Source organism: Pseudoalteromonas sp. NZS11 (genome assembly GCF_015864765.1).
GTDB classification, from domain to species: domain Bacteria; phylum Pseudomonadota; class Gammaproteobacteria; order Enterobacterales; family Alteromonadaceae; genus Pseudoalteromonas; species Pseudoalteromonas arctica.
Genome location: NZ_JADYWP010000004.1, coordinates 211,028 through 228,894, shown reverse-complemented (window position 1 = coordinate 228,894; position 17,867 = coordinate 211,028). Strand labels below are relative to the sequence as shown.

The window sequence follows — 17,867 nt, the reverse complement described above, 5'->3', positions numbered from 1 at the left end:
TTAACTGATATTATGTCCTGATTGATTATTCAATAGACCCAGGGACAGCAGTATATGCATTCATTAACATTATTACGTGCCACTCTAATAGCATTTCTCCTTATTTTTTTATCTGCCTGTGGTGGAGCCGAAGATCAAGTTACAGTAAATCCAAATGATCCTGTAGAACCTGAGCCTAGTGGCTTAATTATTACCAATGCTAATGGCTTACAAACGTCATTAGATGAAGGTAACTTTACTATCAATGCCCCTGGGGAAATAGTGGCTAACGATACTGAAATAACCTACGAAAAATTAGTCCTTGATGAGAATAATCAAGCTAAAAATATCATTTCAGATATACATACGCTTACCCCGAATACACTCCAACTTTCTAGCTCAATGACAATCACTATAAAAATACCTGACGACTATGTATTAGGCGGCCAATTAACTATTGCGCGTTTGAGCGGCGATTCTTGGTCAAGTATTACTAATTCAACGGTATCGCAAGGCTTTGTTAGCGCACAAGTAGACCAACTAGGTAGCTATGCAATAGAAATGCAACGTACTGTCACGTTTTCTGATATTGGCCCAACCTGTGATGCAAATGCAACAGAGCAATCTGTAAGGTTTGTGCACGTTGCCGACATGCATTCTCGCTTTGGGTATCAGGAACAATATTTTAGCCGCATTAAAGCTTATTATAAAAAAGCGCTAAGCGAATCACCCCATACATTATTTACCGATGGTGGCGATGATTACGAAAAAGGGACCGTTGCAGAGCAAATATCACAAGGCTTAGCCTCTGATGAAACCGTAAAGCTAATGGCTTTTGATTTACGTGTTTTAGGGAATCATGACTATGCATGGGGTCCTGAAAAGCTGCTTGAGTTTTCACAAGACGATAATGCCATTGTACTCGCCAGTAATACCCGATTTGAGGGAGAACAAAATAAGAGTTTTGGCGGTGTGGACTTTACTAAAGTACAGGTTGGCTGCATAACATTGGGTGTGTTTGGGATGACGTCAGTACCATGGGATGAACTTGACGAGCCAATTGAAGATGACCCTATTCCTGACTTTATAAAACAATTTAAAATGAGTTGGAAATGGCAACAAATCGCACAAAGTATTGTAAGCCAATACAGCGGTGATGTTGATTACATGATAATGCTAAGCCACTTAGGTAAAGGAACTGACGTTGAGATAGCAACCAATGTGCCCGGTATAGACTTAGTGCTTGGTGGGCATACTCATGGTGGTGAAGACTTTATAGAGCTTGAAAATAATGCTTTAGTCATTCAACCAGAATTTTATGCTCGCGGAGTCACCGATTTAAATTTAGTATTTAATACTGCAGATAAAGCACTAAGTCGTTACGATTATCAACATGTAGATACGCGAACATCTATAGAACCTGACGAAGAAACCAAGCTAGCTATCGATGAAGTAATGGGCCGATATGCACCCGATGCTGATACAGAAATTGCCATTTCAGAAAACTACCCAAGTAGTTTTGAAGTTGCAGAAATAGCAGCACTTGCAACTAAACATTCAAGCTCAATCAACGCAGCGCTGCTTAACCCTGAACTTGTACAAAAAAGATGGACGCCAGGCACTGTTACACAAGAAGATTTTCACAAAGCATTTTATGTTGAAAGACAGCCTTCAAACACGCCTGGCTTTAATTCACTGTATCAAGTAACCGTTACAGGCACTGATTTAAACACAATGATTGCCAGCCAACCCGATTGGTTTGTGTTAAAGCCAGAAGATATTCAAGTAACGACAAATTATAATGTCGCTTTATTTAAAGGTCCGGCACTTAATCCAGATTTATTTTTTAGCAGTGTTACTTTTAATGATGTAAAGCCAATTGCCGAAGCATGGTGGCTACTTGATCAATACGCGCGCTTTAGAACAACTCAATGTCTTCACCTTGATACAGACACACAGCTTAATGCTTGCCAAGATGTTGCAAATATAACAACTTGGAACTTTGACGATCCAACAAACCCACTAACTCCAGACTCAGGCCCATCTGTTTTAAGCTACTTTGACCCAGAAAATGACGGTTGGGGCCCAGAAGACACCCGCTATGAGACAACCACTGATCTTAATATTGGGGATTTAACTGATGGTCCTTCTGGTGTAATGGCTTTTACTCGTCACTCCCCAACAGAAGGCCTATTAATTACGTTAAACACAGCTGCAAATGGTGATTTTAAAGATGACGGGTTAGTGTCTGACTACACAATAGTTATGGATATAAACTGGCCATTGGAAACAAACGACATTTACCGCGCAATAATCCAAGCAGATACCGAAAACTACGATACAGATGACGCAGATATATTTGCAAGCCCAGACGGTGGGTACGGTGAAGCAACCAGCAATAGTGGATACTTTGGCGATACTGAACCAGGTAACTGGCATCGTATTGCCTTTGTATTTTATGCCGCACCAACAAATGGCGTATTTGAAATATACGTAGATGGTGAACTCGAAGGTGTTAAAGAAGAAGGTGAGATAAACCGTCGATGGGCACTTGATAAAACAATCCTGTTATTTACAGATAACAACTACGAAACCCGACCTGGTTACTTGAATGCATTACTCTATGCTGGTCGTGCTATGACTCGCGGTGAAATTAAAAGTATGGGCGGCGCACAACAAAAGTTGTCCTTTGAGCAACCAACGCGAGTGTTAAATCAAACGATTGAACGTCACTATCAAGCTGCGCCAGCGATAAAAACAAACCAATGGATTGAGCAACGTAACAAGTTCTTTGGTGGCAACTCTAAAAGTGTAAACAATTAAATACAACTAAGCTTTTTCTTGTTCATTCTAAAAGGAGGTTTCACGCAGGTGAACCCTCCTTTTTATTATTTAAAAACAACAAATTAAGAATAAAAACCACTATTCAACCCTATGCCATATAACTTCATTTTACTTAACTGTATTACAAACACGTAACTTTATAATAACCGTCTTATAAAATTTACACATACACTACACACTAAATAGTGCCTCCCCCTTCCCCAAATCAAGAATCTGGTTGATTATCTACTGCAATATGACAACAACACATAATCGCAGTGCTTAATTGCGGGAGTAATAATAATGAGTGAAGTAAATAACTATTTAGGTTTAGTCGGTATTGAATTTACCGAGTACGCAACACCTGATGCTGATTATATGGATAAAGTATTTACTGATTTTGGCTTCTCTAAGCTTAAAAAATTCAAAGGTAAAGACATTGTTTATTACAACCAAAACGATATTCATTTTTTACTGAATAACGAGCGTGAAGGTTTTTCTGCAGAATTTGCTAAAAGCCATGGCCCTGCTATTTGTTCAATGGGTTGGCGTGTTGAGAATGCGCAAAAAGCATTTGAAACTGCAGTAGAGCGTGGTGCAAAACCAGCCACTGATTCAACACATAAAAACATGCCTTACCCTGCAATTTATGGCATTGGCGACAGCCTAATTTACTTTATTGAACAATTTGGCGACAAAGGCACTATTTACGAAAGTGATTTTGAAGATTTAGAAACGCAAAATGTTGTAGAAGATAAAGGCTTTATCCGAATCGATCACTTAACCAATAACGTTTATAAAGGCACCATGGAAAAATGGGCTAACTTTTATAAAGACGTATTTGGTTTTACAGAAGTACGCTACTTTGACATTAAAGGTCAAAAAACAGCGCTTATTTCGTATGCACTAAAATCACCTTGTGGCACCTTCTCTATTCCAATAAACGAAGGTAAAGGTAACGATAACAACCAAATTGATGAATACCTTGGTGAGTACAACGGCCCAGGCGTTCAACATTTAGCGTTTTTAACAGATGACCTAGTAAGTTCTCTTGATAAGCTTGATAAATCAACAATTGCAACGCTTGATATTATCCCAGAGTACTACGATACTATTTTTGACCGAGTACCTTGGGTTGCTGAAGACAAAGAAAAAATTCGTCAGCACCAGATACTCGTAGATAGCCAAAGTGAAAATTGTTATTTATTGCAAATTTTCTCTAAAAACTTATTTGGTCCAATCTTTATAGAAATGATCCAACGCGTTGATGATGGTGGCTTTGGTGAAGGTAACTTCCAAGCATTATTTGAATCAATCGAACGCGACCAAGAGCGTCGCGGCGTTTTATAAAATATTTGAGTAAATTAAAAGCAGCGAACTTCGCTGCTTTTTGTCGTTTTAATATTTAAAAAGTATGGCGCCAAGTACAAGTATGATTAAATAAACTATACCTTGTCGCCATACAGTAAAATCCAAAGGAAATGTAATGAGCCTAATTAACGAAACCCACGATATTAATTTAACCAGCTGGGTAGAGTCAGCTAATGTTGATAATTGCGACTTCCCTATTCAAAACTTACCGTTTGCAGAGTTTCGCCGTAAAGGGTCTGATGAGGCCTTTCGTGGTGGTGTTGCAATTGGTGACCAAGTAATTGATTTAGCAAAACTGAGTAAATTAAATGTTTTAACAGGTGACGCTAAAACAGCCGCTGATGCAGCAAGTGAAGCAACTCTAAATACATTTATGGGTTTAGGGGGGCAGTATTGGTCAGCACTTCGTTTAGCGCTTTCAAAAGCACTACGAGCAGGCTCTGAGCACCAACAAGCGCTCAGCGATACATTAGTTGCACAATCTGATATAGAGTTTTCTTTGCCTTGTCGTATCGGCGATTACACCGACTTTTACACTTCTATTTATCATGCTACAGCCGTAGGCAGTTTATTTCGCCCTGACAACCCATTATTACCTAACTATAAATGGGTACCCATTGGTTACCATGGTCGTTCTTCATCTATTGACGTATCAGGTCAAACATTTCATCGCCCTAAAGGCCAAACTAAGGCGCCTGATGCAGAAGTGCCGTCATTCGGTCCTTGTAAACGTCTTGATTACGAACTAGAGCTAGGTATTTACTTAGGTAAAGGCAATGCACTGGGCGATGCAATCGCTATCGAAAATGCTGAAAACCACGTATTTGGCTTTTGTGTATTTAACGATTGGTCAGCACGTGACTTGCAAGCGTGGGAATACCAACCGCTTGGTCCATTTTTAGCTAAAAACTTTGCCTCAACTGTATCGCCTTGGATTGTTACAACCGAAGCGCTAGCGCCTTATAGAACAAGCTGGACGCGTGATGAAAACGATCCACAGCCTATGGACTATTTAGAGTCAAAAGCGAATCGCGACCAAGGTGCTTTTGATATTCAAATGGATGTTAAAATTCAAACGCAAAAAATGCGTAGCGAAGGCCATAACCCAACGCGTGTATCAACATCTAGCTTTAAGCACTCTTACTGGACTGTGGCACAAATGGTTACTCACCACACAGTAAATGGCTGTAACTTTATGCCAGGTGACATGTTAGGTTCGGGCACTCAGTCTGGTCCAACGCACGAAGAAGCGGGTTCTTTACTTGAACTATCTCGTGGCGGTAAAGAAAAAATTACGCTAAGCAATGGCGAACAACGTAGCTTTTTAGAAGATGGCGATAACGTTATTATGCGCGGCTGGTGTGAAAAAGAAGGCTATGCACGCATAGGTTTTGGCTCTGTAGAGAGCACAGTACTGCCTACAAAGTAATACGAGTATTAAAAAAATTATTAAAAGGGCTGCTTACTAAAAGCAGCCCTTTTTTATTAATTTTTGAACAGTTACAATTTTTTTCTAGCTTTTTTAACTCAAATTGCTATCTTAATTCGGTTAATAGCCAGTGTTTATATGCCATGTCAGTATTTATAAAGTCTTTTTATCATAAATTTTTCCCAGCTCGTCAGCTACTTATTCGCCAAAATGGCGAAGTTAAGCATGTTGTTTTAGCCTCTTGGTTTCAACTTCTTGTAGCATCGCTTATTTTAGCCACTTTTATTTGGCTGAGTATTTCGAGCTTTCGTGTTTACACACAAACTAATAAAATATCTGATATAGAACAAAGTCAAATAAACAAGCAAACACTTTGGCAACAAAAAGTCAGTGAACAGCAAGCCCTGCAAGCAACGCAGTTAGAGCAACTTGCGATACTTGAGCAAAAGCAGGCGCTACTGCAAAGCATGATAGAGTCCCTTCCCGCTTCGATTAGCAAAGACGTTATTAAGCTTGATTCAGATCTTGACGTGCCAATCAATGAAAGCAGCAATGAATTTCACGAACCATTAGTCGATGAAAATCCAAAAAGTAAGCAGGCGCAGTTAATAGCTCCAATTCCATTCGCAACAAGAATTGCCAATTTGAATAATCATTATGAGCAAAGCTTTAACTTTTTAGATAACCAAATTAGCGAACGTCACCAAGCTATTTTAGCTATGGTTAAAGGCGCTGGAATTGAGTCAGCGCTTGAGCAACACTTAATATTAAGTGCCCAAACAACCGCACAAGGTGGCCCACTTGATACATTTAACGAAACAAAAATTCCAAGCCACTTTTTAGCCATCGTTGATAAGTTATTAGCATTAAATAATTTAGAAAACTTTTTAACTGAACTACCAAACACCCTCCCCTTAGCTAAAGCTAAATATTATATTTCGAGTAGTTTTGGTCTTAGAAAAGATCCTATGAATAGTAATCATGCCTTTCATAAAGGAATTGATTTAGCAGGTTGGCATAAAACCGAGATATTTGCCCCAGCAGACGCTGTAGTGCTTCGTGCCGGTCGTAATGGTGGTTATGGTAACTTTATTGAGCTTGAACATAAAAATGGCTTAGTGACTCGATTTGGACACTTAAATAAAATTAAAGTAAAAAAAGGTCAGTTAATCACTAAACATGACGTAATTGGTTTAATGGGCAGCACCGGCCGAAGCACAGGCACGCATTTACACTACGAAGTATTACTTAACGGTAAACAAGTCAATCCTCTAAAAATAACAAAGGCGCTTTCTCGTGTTTGGTAGAAAAAAACAAAAAACAGTTAGCTCTAATTTAAAAAGAGTAAATCACACACCGTCTATTATTTCTGAAGACGTACGCCTTACAGGCACTTTAGTTAGCCAAGGTGAAGTACAGCTTGATGGCCGCATTGATGGCGATATAAAAGTGGAGCATTTAGTTATTGGCTCAACGGGTGTTGTTGAAGGTATTGTTGAAGCTAAAAGCGTTATTGTTAAAGGCAAAGTTATTGGCTCAATTAATGCTAGTGAAGTAAAGGTACAAAGTGGCGCTCATGTTCATGGCGATGTGTTTCACGATACATTGAGTATTGATGCAGGTGCAGTAATTGAAGGCAGTTTAAAGCAACGCTTTGAAAAAGAAGAGCCTGAACTAATTTCGAAAGAACTTAAACCTGCAAAAGAAGTTAAAGCATTGTTGAAGGAAGATGGCAGCGACTTATCATTTGTAAATAAACAAGCCGCTGATAAAAACTAAGTAGAATCAGCTTTACGTAAGTTACCTTTTTTCAGTAATGTACATTGTAATATCTGCAGTGAAAACAAGCTCATTGCGGGTATTATACAGTTTAACCGGTACTACTAAGTCTTCTTTATCAATCCACTTATGCGGTAAATCAATTTCAGCGACTGCCCTTACATCTGTATCTACTTTAGCCAAATACCTAACTGTCATGCCTTTTGGGATCCAACGATGCGTTTTAACTGGCACTGTTGCATCAACCATTACACCTGCACACAATTCAGCTAAGTTACACTGCGCAATAGCATGAATAGTTCCAATATGATTATGAACGCTGCGACGATTTTTAACCAACGCACTACAATGCCCTTCTCGAAGGTCGAGCACGTAAGGTTTCATTGAACCAAAATATGGCGCTTTAAAGCAAACAGCTTTAGTAAAAAGCCAATTCCCAAAAGGTAGACGCTTAAATTTATGCCATGTTTGTACAAGTGCAGATTTATTACTCATTATTATTTTCCATCAACAGTTACTTTTTTCAAATTAACACATCAGACCAGTTTTAAAAAGTGCATTTACACTGCCTTTTTAGCTTAATCCAATCAAAAAATAAAAATGACAACCTATGCAGGGGTCATAAGCCCTTTCTTTTTTACGAGTGCCCACCTAAAATACTCGGCAAAAGGAGACTCAATGCAAACACAGCCCGCTAAACCTAATATGACTTTGTTACTTATCCTAGCGTTACTCGTTATATTTTGCCCTATGGCAATCGATATTTACTTACCCGCTTTTCCTACTATTGCAGAACAATTTGCAGTTACAGAACAACAAGTTCAGCAAACCGTTGCTATTTTTATGCTAACAGTAGGTTTAGGCCAATTAATTGCGGGGCCTTTGGCCGATAGGTTTGGCCGAAAGCCAGTGGCTATAGTAGGTATAAGTTTATATGCAGGCTCAGCATTACTTGCCTATTACTCGCCTTCTTTTGAAGTATTGATGATTGCACGTGCCCTGCAAGGTTTTGGAGCCTGTGCCACATTTGTTGTCGCATTTGCGATAGTACGTGACAAATATGGCAGTGAACGAAGTGGACAAATGATTACCTACCTTAACGGGATTGTGTGCTTTATTCCGGCAATGGCACCTATTTTAGGAGCTTGGCTTACCGTACAATTTGGTTGGCGTATGAACTTTATGTTTTTAACCGCGTTTGCCATTGTAGGGCTTGTTGTTACGCTATTCTTTTTTAGAGAAACTCGTCCTGCTGATAGCCATTATCAGGGGCATATTTTAGATTTACGTCGCTTTACACCTATTATAAAAACACCGGTATTTTTGTTTAATAGCCTAATTTGCATGGTCTCAATGTCGGCAATATTAGTTTATGTGACGCTAGCTCCAGGCTGGCTTATTACGCATTTAGGCGGCACTGTAGCCGACTTTACTTTTTGGTTTACGTTAAACGCCGTAATAAGTATTGTCGCTAGTTTTATTTTACCAACGTACATTAAACGAAATAGCCAACGTGCTTTGCGTGTCGGTGTGAGTGTACTGGTTTTTTCAGGTGTTTTAATGCTAGCCCTTAGCGGTATAGAGACGGCATTTGCGCTTATGTTACCTATTTTAATTGCAGCATTAGGCTTTGCTCTAAGTTTAGGCTCAGCTGCAGGTATGGCTCTGTCGAGTTTTCCTAAACAAGCAGGCACAGCCTCGGCATTACTTGGTGCTATGCAAATGAGTGGCGCGAGTATACTCGTTGTTTTAACCCAATATTTGGGGTTAAGTACACCGTGGTTAATTGCTTTTCATTTATTATTACTAGTTCCGCTTTGGATTATTTTAATGAGCAAAAAAGCACATACTTTACACCCAACTAAAAGCGCTCAATGATCAATCCTGATTTTTTAGCCTCGTTTTTATTAGCCAGCTTTTTAATGGCTGTAGCACCTGGGCCATCAAATGCATTTTTGATGGCACAAACATTTGCTAATGGTCGAAGCGCCGGTATGCAAAGTGCTTTTGGTTTTGCATTAGGTGGGGTTATTCATACTCTATTTGCTGTTGTAGGCCTAAGCGCAGTCCTAAAAGCTTCCCCAAGTGCCTATGCCGCAGTGCAATATGTAGGCGCAGCATATTTATGTTATTTGGGATTTATGATGATTAAAGGCACGCTAAAGCAGCCAGAGCCTATATCTGATGACAAGCAAACCGATAAACCGCATATAAGTACCAGTAAAAAAAGTAATGTCATGTTTCAAGCCATGATGACTGAAGTGCTAAACCCTAAAGTGGCGCTGTTTTTTATTGCATTTATTCCGCAATTTGTAGATCCAACGCTTTCATCTGCTACTTTTCAACTCGCTTTTTTTGGCTTGCTTTACCCTATTTTTGCTTTTCCGATTGACTGCACGTATATTTATTTTGGCGACAAAATTGCACAGTTTTTTAGACGTAACCCAAATAGCCAACTTTGGATTGATAGGATCACCGGCATTGTATTTATAGCCCTTGCTATCAATCTATTATTTTAACTAACCTGCACTTTGGTTAAGAGATTTATTACCCAGAGTTTAAGCTAACTAATAAAAAAGAATCAGCATGGAACAAAAAACACAATCTCTTCCCGCACAAAAAAATATTGCTTTAGTTGCCCACGACGGTAAAAAAGCAGCATTAAAATTATGGTGTGAAAAGCACAAAGAAATACTAAGTAAGCACACTTTATATGGCACAGGTACTACCGGGCATTTAATTCAAAAAACCACGGGACTTGATGTGGTTCAGCTATTAAGTGGTCCTATGGGCGGCGATCAACAACTTGGCGCTAAAATAGCTGAACATGAGATACATGTTTTGATATTTTTTTGGGACCCATTAGCATCACAGCCTCATGACCCTGATGTTAAAGCACTGCTGCGTTTAGCCGCTGTTTGGAATATTCCGGTGGCGTGTAATGAGGTGAGTGCAGATATGTTATTAAGCTCACCACTTATGGATGTAGAGCTTGAACGTACATTGCCAGATTACGAAAAATACCTCGCAACCCGACAAATAGATCTTTAAACCTCAATTGTAATCTAGGTTATTTATAAAGCATGCTGGCCCATTTAGTCAGGCCAGCAGTTACACTACCAAAGTGGTCCCCGTTAACCATTTTTATATTACCTAAGTGCTCACTTAAAGCCGCTTTAATCAATGGTGACTGTGCACTACCGCCTGTTAAGTAAATAATGTCTGGCGTGGTCGCAGCGTCGCTGATTGCTTGTTTTGCTAAAGTAACTATTTGGCTAATACTACTCTCAACGGCAACAGCTAAATCGCTTACCGATACATTTTTATTCAGCCCACTATCTAAAAAGCTTAAATCACAATCAAACGCACTAGCTGATGAAAGTGCTATTTTAGCCGCTTCACCTTGTTGTACTAACTGATGACCCTGCTTGTTTTGCTGTAAATGTATTAAACGCTTATAAAGCTCAGGTGCACTTACATCACGTAATTGTGCATTTAGCTCTCGGGTATGGCTTTCACTATAGAATTGGCTTTGTAAATTTACATCGTTAATTTTACACGCTTGCCAAAACGCTTGATTAGGCAAAGGTAGACCTGATTTAAACGTACTGCCTAAACCCAATAACGGCATTAAACCATGAAAGCTCAAAGCAATATCTAAATCGTTTCCGCCAACACGTTTACCACTGTGAGATAAAAAGTCGCCATCGCGCTGGCTATTTCCTCTAAAGCTTGGGCCCATTTGTACAAATGAGCAGTCACTTGTACCACCACCAATATCAATAACGAGTACTTTTTGATCCTGAGTTAAATCACTCTCGTAATCGATACCCGCAGCAAGTGGCTCATATAAAAACTCTACGTCTTTAAAACCAGCGCGTTTAGCAGCGCGTTCTAAAATACCGACCGCTTGTTGATTTGATTGCTCACCACCCACAGCTTGGAAGTTTACTGGGCGACCAATCACTGTTTGTGTAAGTGTTTTACCTAAAGAGAGCTCAGCGCGTTGCTTAATTTTTAAGATCATCGCGGTTGCGATATCTTCAAAAAAGTTAATTTGACCTTGCTTTAAACCTGTTGCGCCAAAAAATGATTTAGGGGACTTAACAAAGTAGCCTTCTTCAGGGAACTGCACGTACTCGCTAATCGCTTCACGACCAATAAATAGGGTTTCATCTGAAGGCTGTAAATCAAGGTCTGACTTAATACGAGGTAAGGTATTTAATAATGCTTGGCGCTGTGTTAAAAAGTCATGCTCATGGGCTGTGCCATGTAAGTGCTTAGCAACAAAGTCAACAACCAAGGCACTGTGATGAGTGTAAAGTGTAGACGGTAAGTAATGTTTTCCTTGCTCTAGCGGTACTAATTGAACATTACCCTCGCTCATTACACCCATAGCACAATTAGAACTACCGTAATCAAAACCTACAAACATACTTCACCACACATTACCAAAAAGGCCGCGCAATTTAGCACACTTTGTAAAATTTATAAATGTTATAAATTATCTCTAACTCGTAAAAAACTAGCAAAACGCGGTAACCCGTTTTTTGTTAAGCCATGATACCGGTACGTTACAGCGCTGCCTATCTCAGGTGGAGTGGCGCGCTCTGCATCATTAAACCCAGTACCAATTGAAAACACCTGCCCTTGTGCTGTTTTTACTCTTAATGCACCTAACATACCTTGGTATTTGCCTTTACCTGGTAAGTGCGCAATTACAATCGCTTCTGCATCTAAATAAGGCTTTAATTTTAGTAATGCACTGCTTCGCCCATTGCTGTGCTTAGCACTGGCCAAATGAAGCATTACACCCTCGCCGCCCTGCTTAGTTATATTTTCAAAATACTCTGTGAGCTGCTCATTATTAGTAAAGCTATATTGAACTACAACGCTAATGTGCGGCGAGTTTAGGCTAGTAATAAGCTCATTATAGTTTTTATAGCGAATGCTAAAAGGCAGGGTTTTATCTGGCATATCAAATACTTTATAAGTAATAGTTTGCCAATCATGATTATTAGGGGTTTTAGTTCTTACTATGCCACTAAGCGCAGAAAAGTGCTCACGTTTGGTCCACAGCTCACCATCAAGCCATACGTTTGGCAATGGCGCTGTAAACCAACTTGGCGCATTAATAATATTACCCTTGCGAGTAACAAACTGCGTGCCGGTCCATACAGCTCTTACGCCATCATATTTTTCACTGACTAAATATTTACTTACATCGTAATGCTTAGTTTCGTCATATACTTTCGCGAGTAAAACAGAGGGTTGTGCTGCACTTATACATTGCGTAAAAAGTACAAAAACAATTAAAAACAGGTGTTTAATAGTAGACATTAGCGCATCCAAGCAAGTAAAAGTTGGCTTAAACTATAGTTGAGATTGCACCCATTGCCAAAACTCATCTAAGTTACTCATTTTATAGGTAGCTTGGCTAAAATCGTGATCTTTTGTGTGGCTATTAGCAATGGCTACAACACGTAACAAGGCGTTATTGGCCGCCGTAACGCCGGTAAATGTATCCTCAACGGCGATTGCATTGCCTGCCTGTATATTTATCTGCTTAAGTGCCAGTAAATATGGGTCTCCAGCAGGTTTAGGATTAGTTACATCGTCTTTTGTTACCACCGTGTCAAACAGCTCATAAAATCCTAAACCTTTAAGTATTGGCATAGCTTCACTTTTAGCACTGCCCGTTACTAGCGCCATTTTTAAGCCACTCGCTTTTACAGCTTTCAACGTTTGCTCAGTAAACGGCATTAGTGGTGGTAAATGTGTTATTACATATTCGCCAAATAAACTGTATTTTTCATCCGCTAAAAACTGTGCGCTTACTGATAAGTTATGCTCTTGCTTAATCTCTATTGCAGCTTCTAAAGTGGGTCGTCCTGAAAAGCGCTGACAAAAATTACTTTCTAAATAACTAACACCATAAGGCTTAAGTAGTTTACTCCAACATACAAAGTGCATGCTTTCTGAATCAACTAATGTGCCATCCATATCAAATAATACTGCTTCTAATGTCATCCTCATTCCTTATTTAACCTAAGCCAAATTTTGACAATAAAAAAGCGCCTTAAGCACCTTTTATTAAATTGTTGTTATTGCGTTAAGCCTGCTGGTGGCTCACCCGTTGCTTCCTCACCTGTTTCAACATCAACAAGCTCGTAGCCACGCGTTTTACGCATAACTTTAAGTACAGGCTTTTCAAATGCTGTTTTTAAACGATCTGAGTCATCTTTCAACTCATCAAGTGTTGTACCAAAAGGGGCTGCGCCTGTTTCTGACCAGTTAGTCACTTTACCGTTCAGATTATATTCTACTTCGTGTATTTGATATTGCGCTGCTTCATCTTTCGTTGCTTCACAAAAAATTACACGGTAATTCCAAAATCCAGCCATTGCTCTTCTCTTTAAATAAACCAATTAGGCGCTACTTTAGCAGCTCTAAAAGGGGTTATACAAATAAAAAAGCCTGCGCAATGCAGGCTTTTAAAATAAATACTTCTAGCTATTAGTTAGAAAAATCTAACTTTAAACTCAGCACCTACATAACGTTCTTCGTTAACAATACCCGTATTGTTATTAAAGTCTACAGCACCAATAACTTGTTGCTCGTCAAATAAGTTACGAACAAAAGCGGCTACTTCGTATTCGTAATCGCCTTCAGACCATGTGTAACCTGTACGCAAACCTGTTTCAATAAGCTCTTTACCTTCAAACTCTACTGATTCGTAAAGGAACATATTGATTTTACTGCGATAAGAAATATCACCGCTAGCGAAGAAGTTACCATCGGCAAGTTCTTTAGTGTAGCGGAGCGTAAAGTTAGAGATCCACTCAGGAGCATGCGGTAAGCTATTACCATCAAGTACAGCAAGACCAGAACCATTAATTGGGTCAGTTACAGTACATTGAGCACAAACAGCGACAGCTAAATCGTTATCTTTAATTTCTGTTTTATTGTAGCTTAAGTTAAACGTTGCATTAAACTCATCGCTTAATACCCACTGCGTATCTAACTCAAAACCATAGCCAGTCGTTTTATCAGCATTAACTAAACGGTTAAAGTTAGCACCACCGCCTACAGCGGTAAGTTGCTGGTCGTCCATTGTGTAATAAAACACAGTCGCGTTAACACGACCTTGGCCATCTAACACGTCTGATTTAATACCTGTTTCGTACGATGTTACAGTTTCTGATTCAGCTGTTGTTACATCATCACCAAACAAAATACGACCTTGTAAACTAGGTGCGCGGAAGCTGTTTGCTACACGGCCGTACCAGTTAACATCATCGTTTACTTTATAATTTGCAGATAAGTCCCAGCTAACATGGTCGTCACTAACATCACGCTCTACTAGTAAAGCACCACCGCCAATTGGGCTAAGTGTACGGTCAGCGACAAAATCTTTATCATCGTCAGAGTAGCGAAGTCCCGCTGTTACTTTTAAATCATCTGAAAAAGTATAATCTACAGAACCAAATACAGCCCAAGCTGTAGTATCTTGCTGTTGACGAACATAGCCATTTAAAGCACCAGCATCGGGTGTTGAGAATGTATCGTAGCTGTAGTTTTCAATTGTTAGTTCTTCATCGAAGTAAAAAACACCTACTTGATAATTTAAATCGCCATCAAAGTTACTAGATAAGCGTAGCTCTTGCGTCAACTGGTCGTGATCTGGAATGCCATCAGCACTTTCTGAAGAGAAAGGGATAAAACCAGGCCCCATGAAATCTGGAATATAAGAAGCACCGTAACCGCCGTCGATGTCAGCGCGAGAATAAATTTCAGCACTTTCCCATGCAGAAATTGAAGTGATTGTGTGATTTTTAAGTTCCCACTCAAGCTTTAAGCTTGCACCTTCAGATTCTACTTGTTGAGTAGAACGAGATGCCGCATCTTGATAAACAACATCACTTTCATAATTATCTACTAGCTCGTTAGTACCCGTTTTAATTACATTTGCACGAAAGGCAATTGGCGAGCCATCTAAATCACGTGTGTGATAGTTTAATAAAGCAGTAAAATCATCGCCTTCATATAAAAATTGAACACGTGCCGCTTTTTCAGTGTAACCACCTTGCTCGTCTTTAGCTTCAAAGCCTGGAGCTTGGTTATCAATGTAATCGTCTTTATCTTGCCATAATAATGAAACACGAGCAGATAAACGGTCAGTTAAAGCACCACCTACAGCACCACTTGTGTCTACAGCGCCACGGCTACCGTATGAAACAGAGCCATAACCATCAAATTCTTGGCTTGGTTTAACAGTATCAAACTTAACAAGGCCAGCTGGCGTGTTACGTCCAAATAAAGTTCCTTGAGGACCACGTAATACTTCTACGCGTTCAACATCAAATACTGGGAAGCCTTTTAAAATTGCATTTTCTTGAACGACTTCATCAACAACAAGTGATACTGGTTGTGATGCATTCAAATCGAAATCGGTATTACCTAAACCACGAACGTAAAAGCGTGGGAATGAACGACCAAATGAAGATTCAATAGATAAACTTGGAATTTTCGCATTTAAAAAACGAATATCCATACCAGCTGAGCTATACGCATCAAGGTTATCACCTTGTAGAGCAGATACTGCTACTGGTACTTCTTGAGCGTTTTCTACACGTTTACGGGCTGTTACTTGAATAACTTCTAGTTGATTACTTTTTTTAGCTGTTTTTTCTTCAGCAGCTAAAGAAGAAAATGAAGTACCTGCTACTGCAGAGAACAACGTTGCATTGATTAGGGTAGCTAACGTAGATCTTTTCATTGCTTTCATGTTGGGTTTAACCTTTTTTGTGCACTCTTGTTCAACGGTTTTTTGTGTTGCGCAATGTATTCATTGCGGGCTCGTTCAATTTTTCGCGACTTGCGTCATGCGCGCGGACCTTATTACCGAGAGTACAAAAACGATGTTATAAGGCTGAACGAACGATTAAGATTATACCATTGTGTGACAATTTTACTGCATAAATATAGACATAATTAGAAACTTTTTTGCAACATTTAACTACAAAATCACGTGTTTTTATCACTATTTAGATGCAAAATCCTAATATTAAGGACATATGTCCTTTATTGAATTTAATAAAATGGAGTAGGAAGAAGGGATTGTTTTACATGTTAACCTAAAATAGAAACACCTGTGTTTTTATTAAAAGCCGCCCAAGAGCGACTTTTAATATTTACTATATTTGAACTATGAGCGCTTAAATGCAATTTCACCGTCGATATGAATATCACGCTGCGGAAAAGCAATCACTACATCATGCTTTTCAAATACAGCGTAAATACTAAAACGAATATCACTGCGTACTTTTCTAAGCATGGTTTCAGACTCGGCGCACACCCAAAAAATAGCGTTAAATACGAGCGAGCTATCTGCAAAGTCATCAAATAACACCGATGACTTTGGATTAGCCAATATTGCTTCATGATCATCAAGCACTTGTTGAATAAGCTTTTTAACCAGTATCACGTCTGATCCATACGCAACGCCTACACTGACCGATGAGCGTGCATTGCCATCTATTAGCGTCCAGTTTGTTACTGTGTTTTCTAGTAGTTGGCTGTTAGGTATAAGCATATGTACGCCATCGTTTCGGCGAATACGTGTTGAACGTGTATTTATTGTTTCTACCACACCTTTTGCATTACCTACTTCTAAAAAGTCACCTATACGTATTGGGCGCTCCCACATTAATATCCAGCCACTAATAAAGTTATTAATAATATTTTGCGCGCCAAAACCAACACCAATGGCAATAGCACCTGAAACAAAAGCAAACGCAGTAAGCGGTATGCTTAATACTTCTAAAGATGTAAAAATTAAAATAGCGATACTTAAAATAAAGTAGATACGTGTAAATAAATGCACGGCATCTTGGCTTAACTTTTTTGCCAATAATGTTTTTGTTATTAGCTTGCCAATACGCGTCACAATAAACCAAATAGCGAAAAGTATTAAAGGCACTTTAATAATTTTTGCTACGGTAATGTGTACATCGCTGTAACTAAATACAACAAAGGCAAGAATTTGGTTTATGTGTTCTAAGGTCATTTATTTTCCAAAACAAGCAAAGGAGCGCTTTAAATTTAAATCGCTATAAAGTGAAAGCGGTTCAGTGTTGGGTAAGTTTAGCAGTCATAATATAACTAAAACGCCAAGTTAATAAGTTCAATATACTTTTTATGAACAATTTATTAACTCTTTATTGCACCGAGTGCTATATAAATAGTGTACAAGCACTGGAGATCACATATGACACAACTTACTTTAAATCAAAGACTCGCTACTTTGCAGCCGCAGGTAGACTTACATTTGTTTGAAAGCAGCCTAGATTACCGAAATAAAATTTTGTGCCTTCTTGCAGAACAAGAGCAAACACTGGCATCTATCAACAAAGAGTTTGGCCAACAACAACCTAGCAACTTTGGCTCTGAGAGAAAATTTGTACTTGGATATAACTAAGCAATT

General features: G+C 39.1%; 16 protein-coding genes. 9 read left to right on the top strand and 7 right to left on the bottom strand.

The features are described from left to right. Window positions 1–54 precede the first annotated feature (54 nt). From I6E82_RS10640 to I6E82_RS10620, 5 genes are all read left to right on the top strand, one after another. Window positions 55–2,802: a metallophosphoesterase gene (locus I6E82_RS10640; RefSeq protein ID WP_197117859.1), complete on the top strand. Its 2,748-nt coding sequence runs from the start codon at window positions 55–57 to the stop codon at window positions 2,800–2,802. Between the two features lie 303 nt (window positions 2,803–3,105). Further along, the gene (gene hppD, locus I6E82_RS10635; RefSeq protein WP_149594251.1) at window positions 3,106–4,152 is read left to right on the top strand and encodes a 4-hydroxyphenylpyruvate dioxygenase; all 1,047 of its coding nucleotides are present in this window, start codon (window positions 3,106–3,108) and stop codon (window positions 4,150–4,152) included. 136 nt (window positions 4,153–4,288) lie between these two features. Then, window positions 4,289–5,602, top strand: a complete 1,314-nt coding sequence (gene fahA, locus I6E82_RS10630; protein WP_010555130.1) for a fumarylacetoacetase — start codon at window positions 4,289–4,291, stop codon at window positions 5,600–5,602. A 143-nt stretch (window positions 5,603–5,745) separates the two neighbouring features. Further along, window positions 5,746–6,909, top strand: coding sequence for a M23 family metallopeptidase (locus tag I6E82_RS10625; protein ID WP_165726443.1), 1,164 nt, complete (start codon window positions 5,746–5,748; stop codon window positions 6,907–6,909). Continuing rightward, window positions 6,899–7,381, top strand: a complete 483-nt coding sequence (locus I6E82_RS10620; protein WP_007581324.1) for a bactofilin family protein — start codon at window positions 6,899–6,901, stop codon at window positions 7,379–7,381. Before I6E82_RS10625 ends, I6E82_RS10620 begins: the two co-directional genes overlap by 11 nt. Window positions 7,382–7,402: 21 nt before the next feature. Here I6E82_RS10620 and I6E82_RS10615 read toward each other — a convergent pair whose 3' ends face one another. Then, on the bottom strand, window positions 7,403–7,876 hold the full coding sequence (locus I6E82_RS10615) for a hotdog fold domain-containing protein (RefSeq protein ID WP_007581322.1): 474 nt from the start codon (window positions 7,874–7,876) through the stop codon (window positions 7,403–7,405). Window positions 7,877–8,059: 183 nt separating this feature from the next. On the opposite strand from I6E82_RS10615, the gene I6E82_RS10610 reads away from it, so the two are divergent. The 3 genes from I6E82_RS10610 to I6E82_RS10600 all read left to right on the top strand — a co-directional run bounded on the left by I6E82_RS10610 (window position 8,060) and on the right by I6E82_RS10600 (window position 10,432). Further along, a complete protein-coding gene (locus I6E82_RS10610; RefSeq protein WP_101164158.1) occupies window positions 8,060–9,259 on the top strand; it encodes a multidrug effflux MFS transporter in 1,200 nt (399 codons plus the stop codon). Next, the gene (locus I6E82_RS10605; RefSeq protein ID WP_101164159.1) at window positions 9,256–9,900 is read left to right on the top strand and encodes a LysE family translocator; all 645 of its coding nucleotides are present in this window, start codon (window positions 9,256–9,258) and stop codon (window positions 9,898–9,900) included. Before I6E82_RS10610 ends, I6E82_RS10605 begins: the two co-directional genes overlap by 4 nt. A gap of 67 nt (window positions 9,901–9,967) precedes the next feature. Next, entirely contained in the window at window positions 9,968–10,432 is a 465-nt protein-coding gene (locus I6E82_RS10600; RefSeq protein WP_002958191.1) for a methylglyoxal synthase, read from the top strand. Between the two features lie 19 nt (window positions 10,433–10,451). On the opposite strand, the gene yegD is transcribed toward I6E82_RS10600, so the two are convergent. The 6 genes from yegD to I6E82_RS10570 form a co-directional block, all read right to left on the bottom strand. After that, window positions 10,452–11,816 carry a molecular chaperone gene (gene yegD / locus I6E82_RS10595; protein ID WP_007581315.1) on the bottom strand — a complete coding sequence of 455 codons (1,365 nt, stop codon included), beginning with the start codon at window positions 11,814–11,816 and terminating at the stop codon, window positions 10,452–10,454. A 62-nt stretch (window positions 11,817–11,878) separates the two neighbouring features. After that, complete coding sequence (locus tag I6E82_RS10590) at window positions 11,879–12,721, bottom strand: DNA ligase (RefSeq protein WP_101217787.1); 843 nt, start codon at window positions 12,719–12,721, stop codon at window positions 11,879–11,881. Window positions 12,722–12,754: 33 nt separating this feature from the next. After that, window positions 12,755–13,411 (bottom strand): HAD family hydrolase, encoded by a 657-nt coding sequence (locus I6E82_RS10585; protein ID WP_101217786.1) that lies wholly within the window; start codon window positions 13,409–13,411, stop codon window positions 12,755–12,757. A 74-nt stretch (window positions 13,412–13,485) separates the two neighbouring features. Further along, on the bottom strand, window positions 13,486–13,785 hold the full coding sequence (locus tag I6E82_RS10580) for a hypothetical protein (protein WP_101217785.1): 300 nt from the start codon (window positions 13,783–13,785) through the stop codon (window positions 13,486–13,488). Window positions 13,786–13,901: 116 nt separating this feature from the next. Further along, window positions 13,902–16,169: a TonB-dependent receptor gene (locus I6E82_RS10575; RefSeq protein ID WP_165721312.1), complete on the bottom strand. Its 2,268-nt coding sequence runs from the start codon at window positions 16,167–16,169 to the stop codon at window positions 13,902–13,904. Window positions 16,170–16,589: 420 nt separating this feature from the next. Further along, window positions 16,590–17,450: a mechanosensitive ion channel family protein gene (locus I6E82_RS10570; protein ID WP_007581304.1), complete on the bottom strand. Its 861-nt coding sequence runs from the start codon at window positions 17,448–17,450 to the stop codon at window positions 16,590–16,592. Between the two features lie 201 nt (window positions 17,451–17,651). Between I6E82_RS10570 and I6E82_RS10565 the strand changes: the two genes are divergently transcribed. Next, entirely contained in the window at window positions 17,652–17,861 is a 210-nt protein-coding gene (locus I6E82_RS10565) for a hypothetical protein (RefSeq protein ID WP_024590275.1), read from the top strand. The last annotated feature ends 6 nt before the right edge of the window (window positions 17,862–17,867 follow it).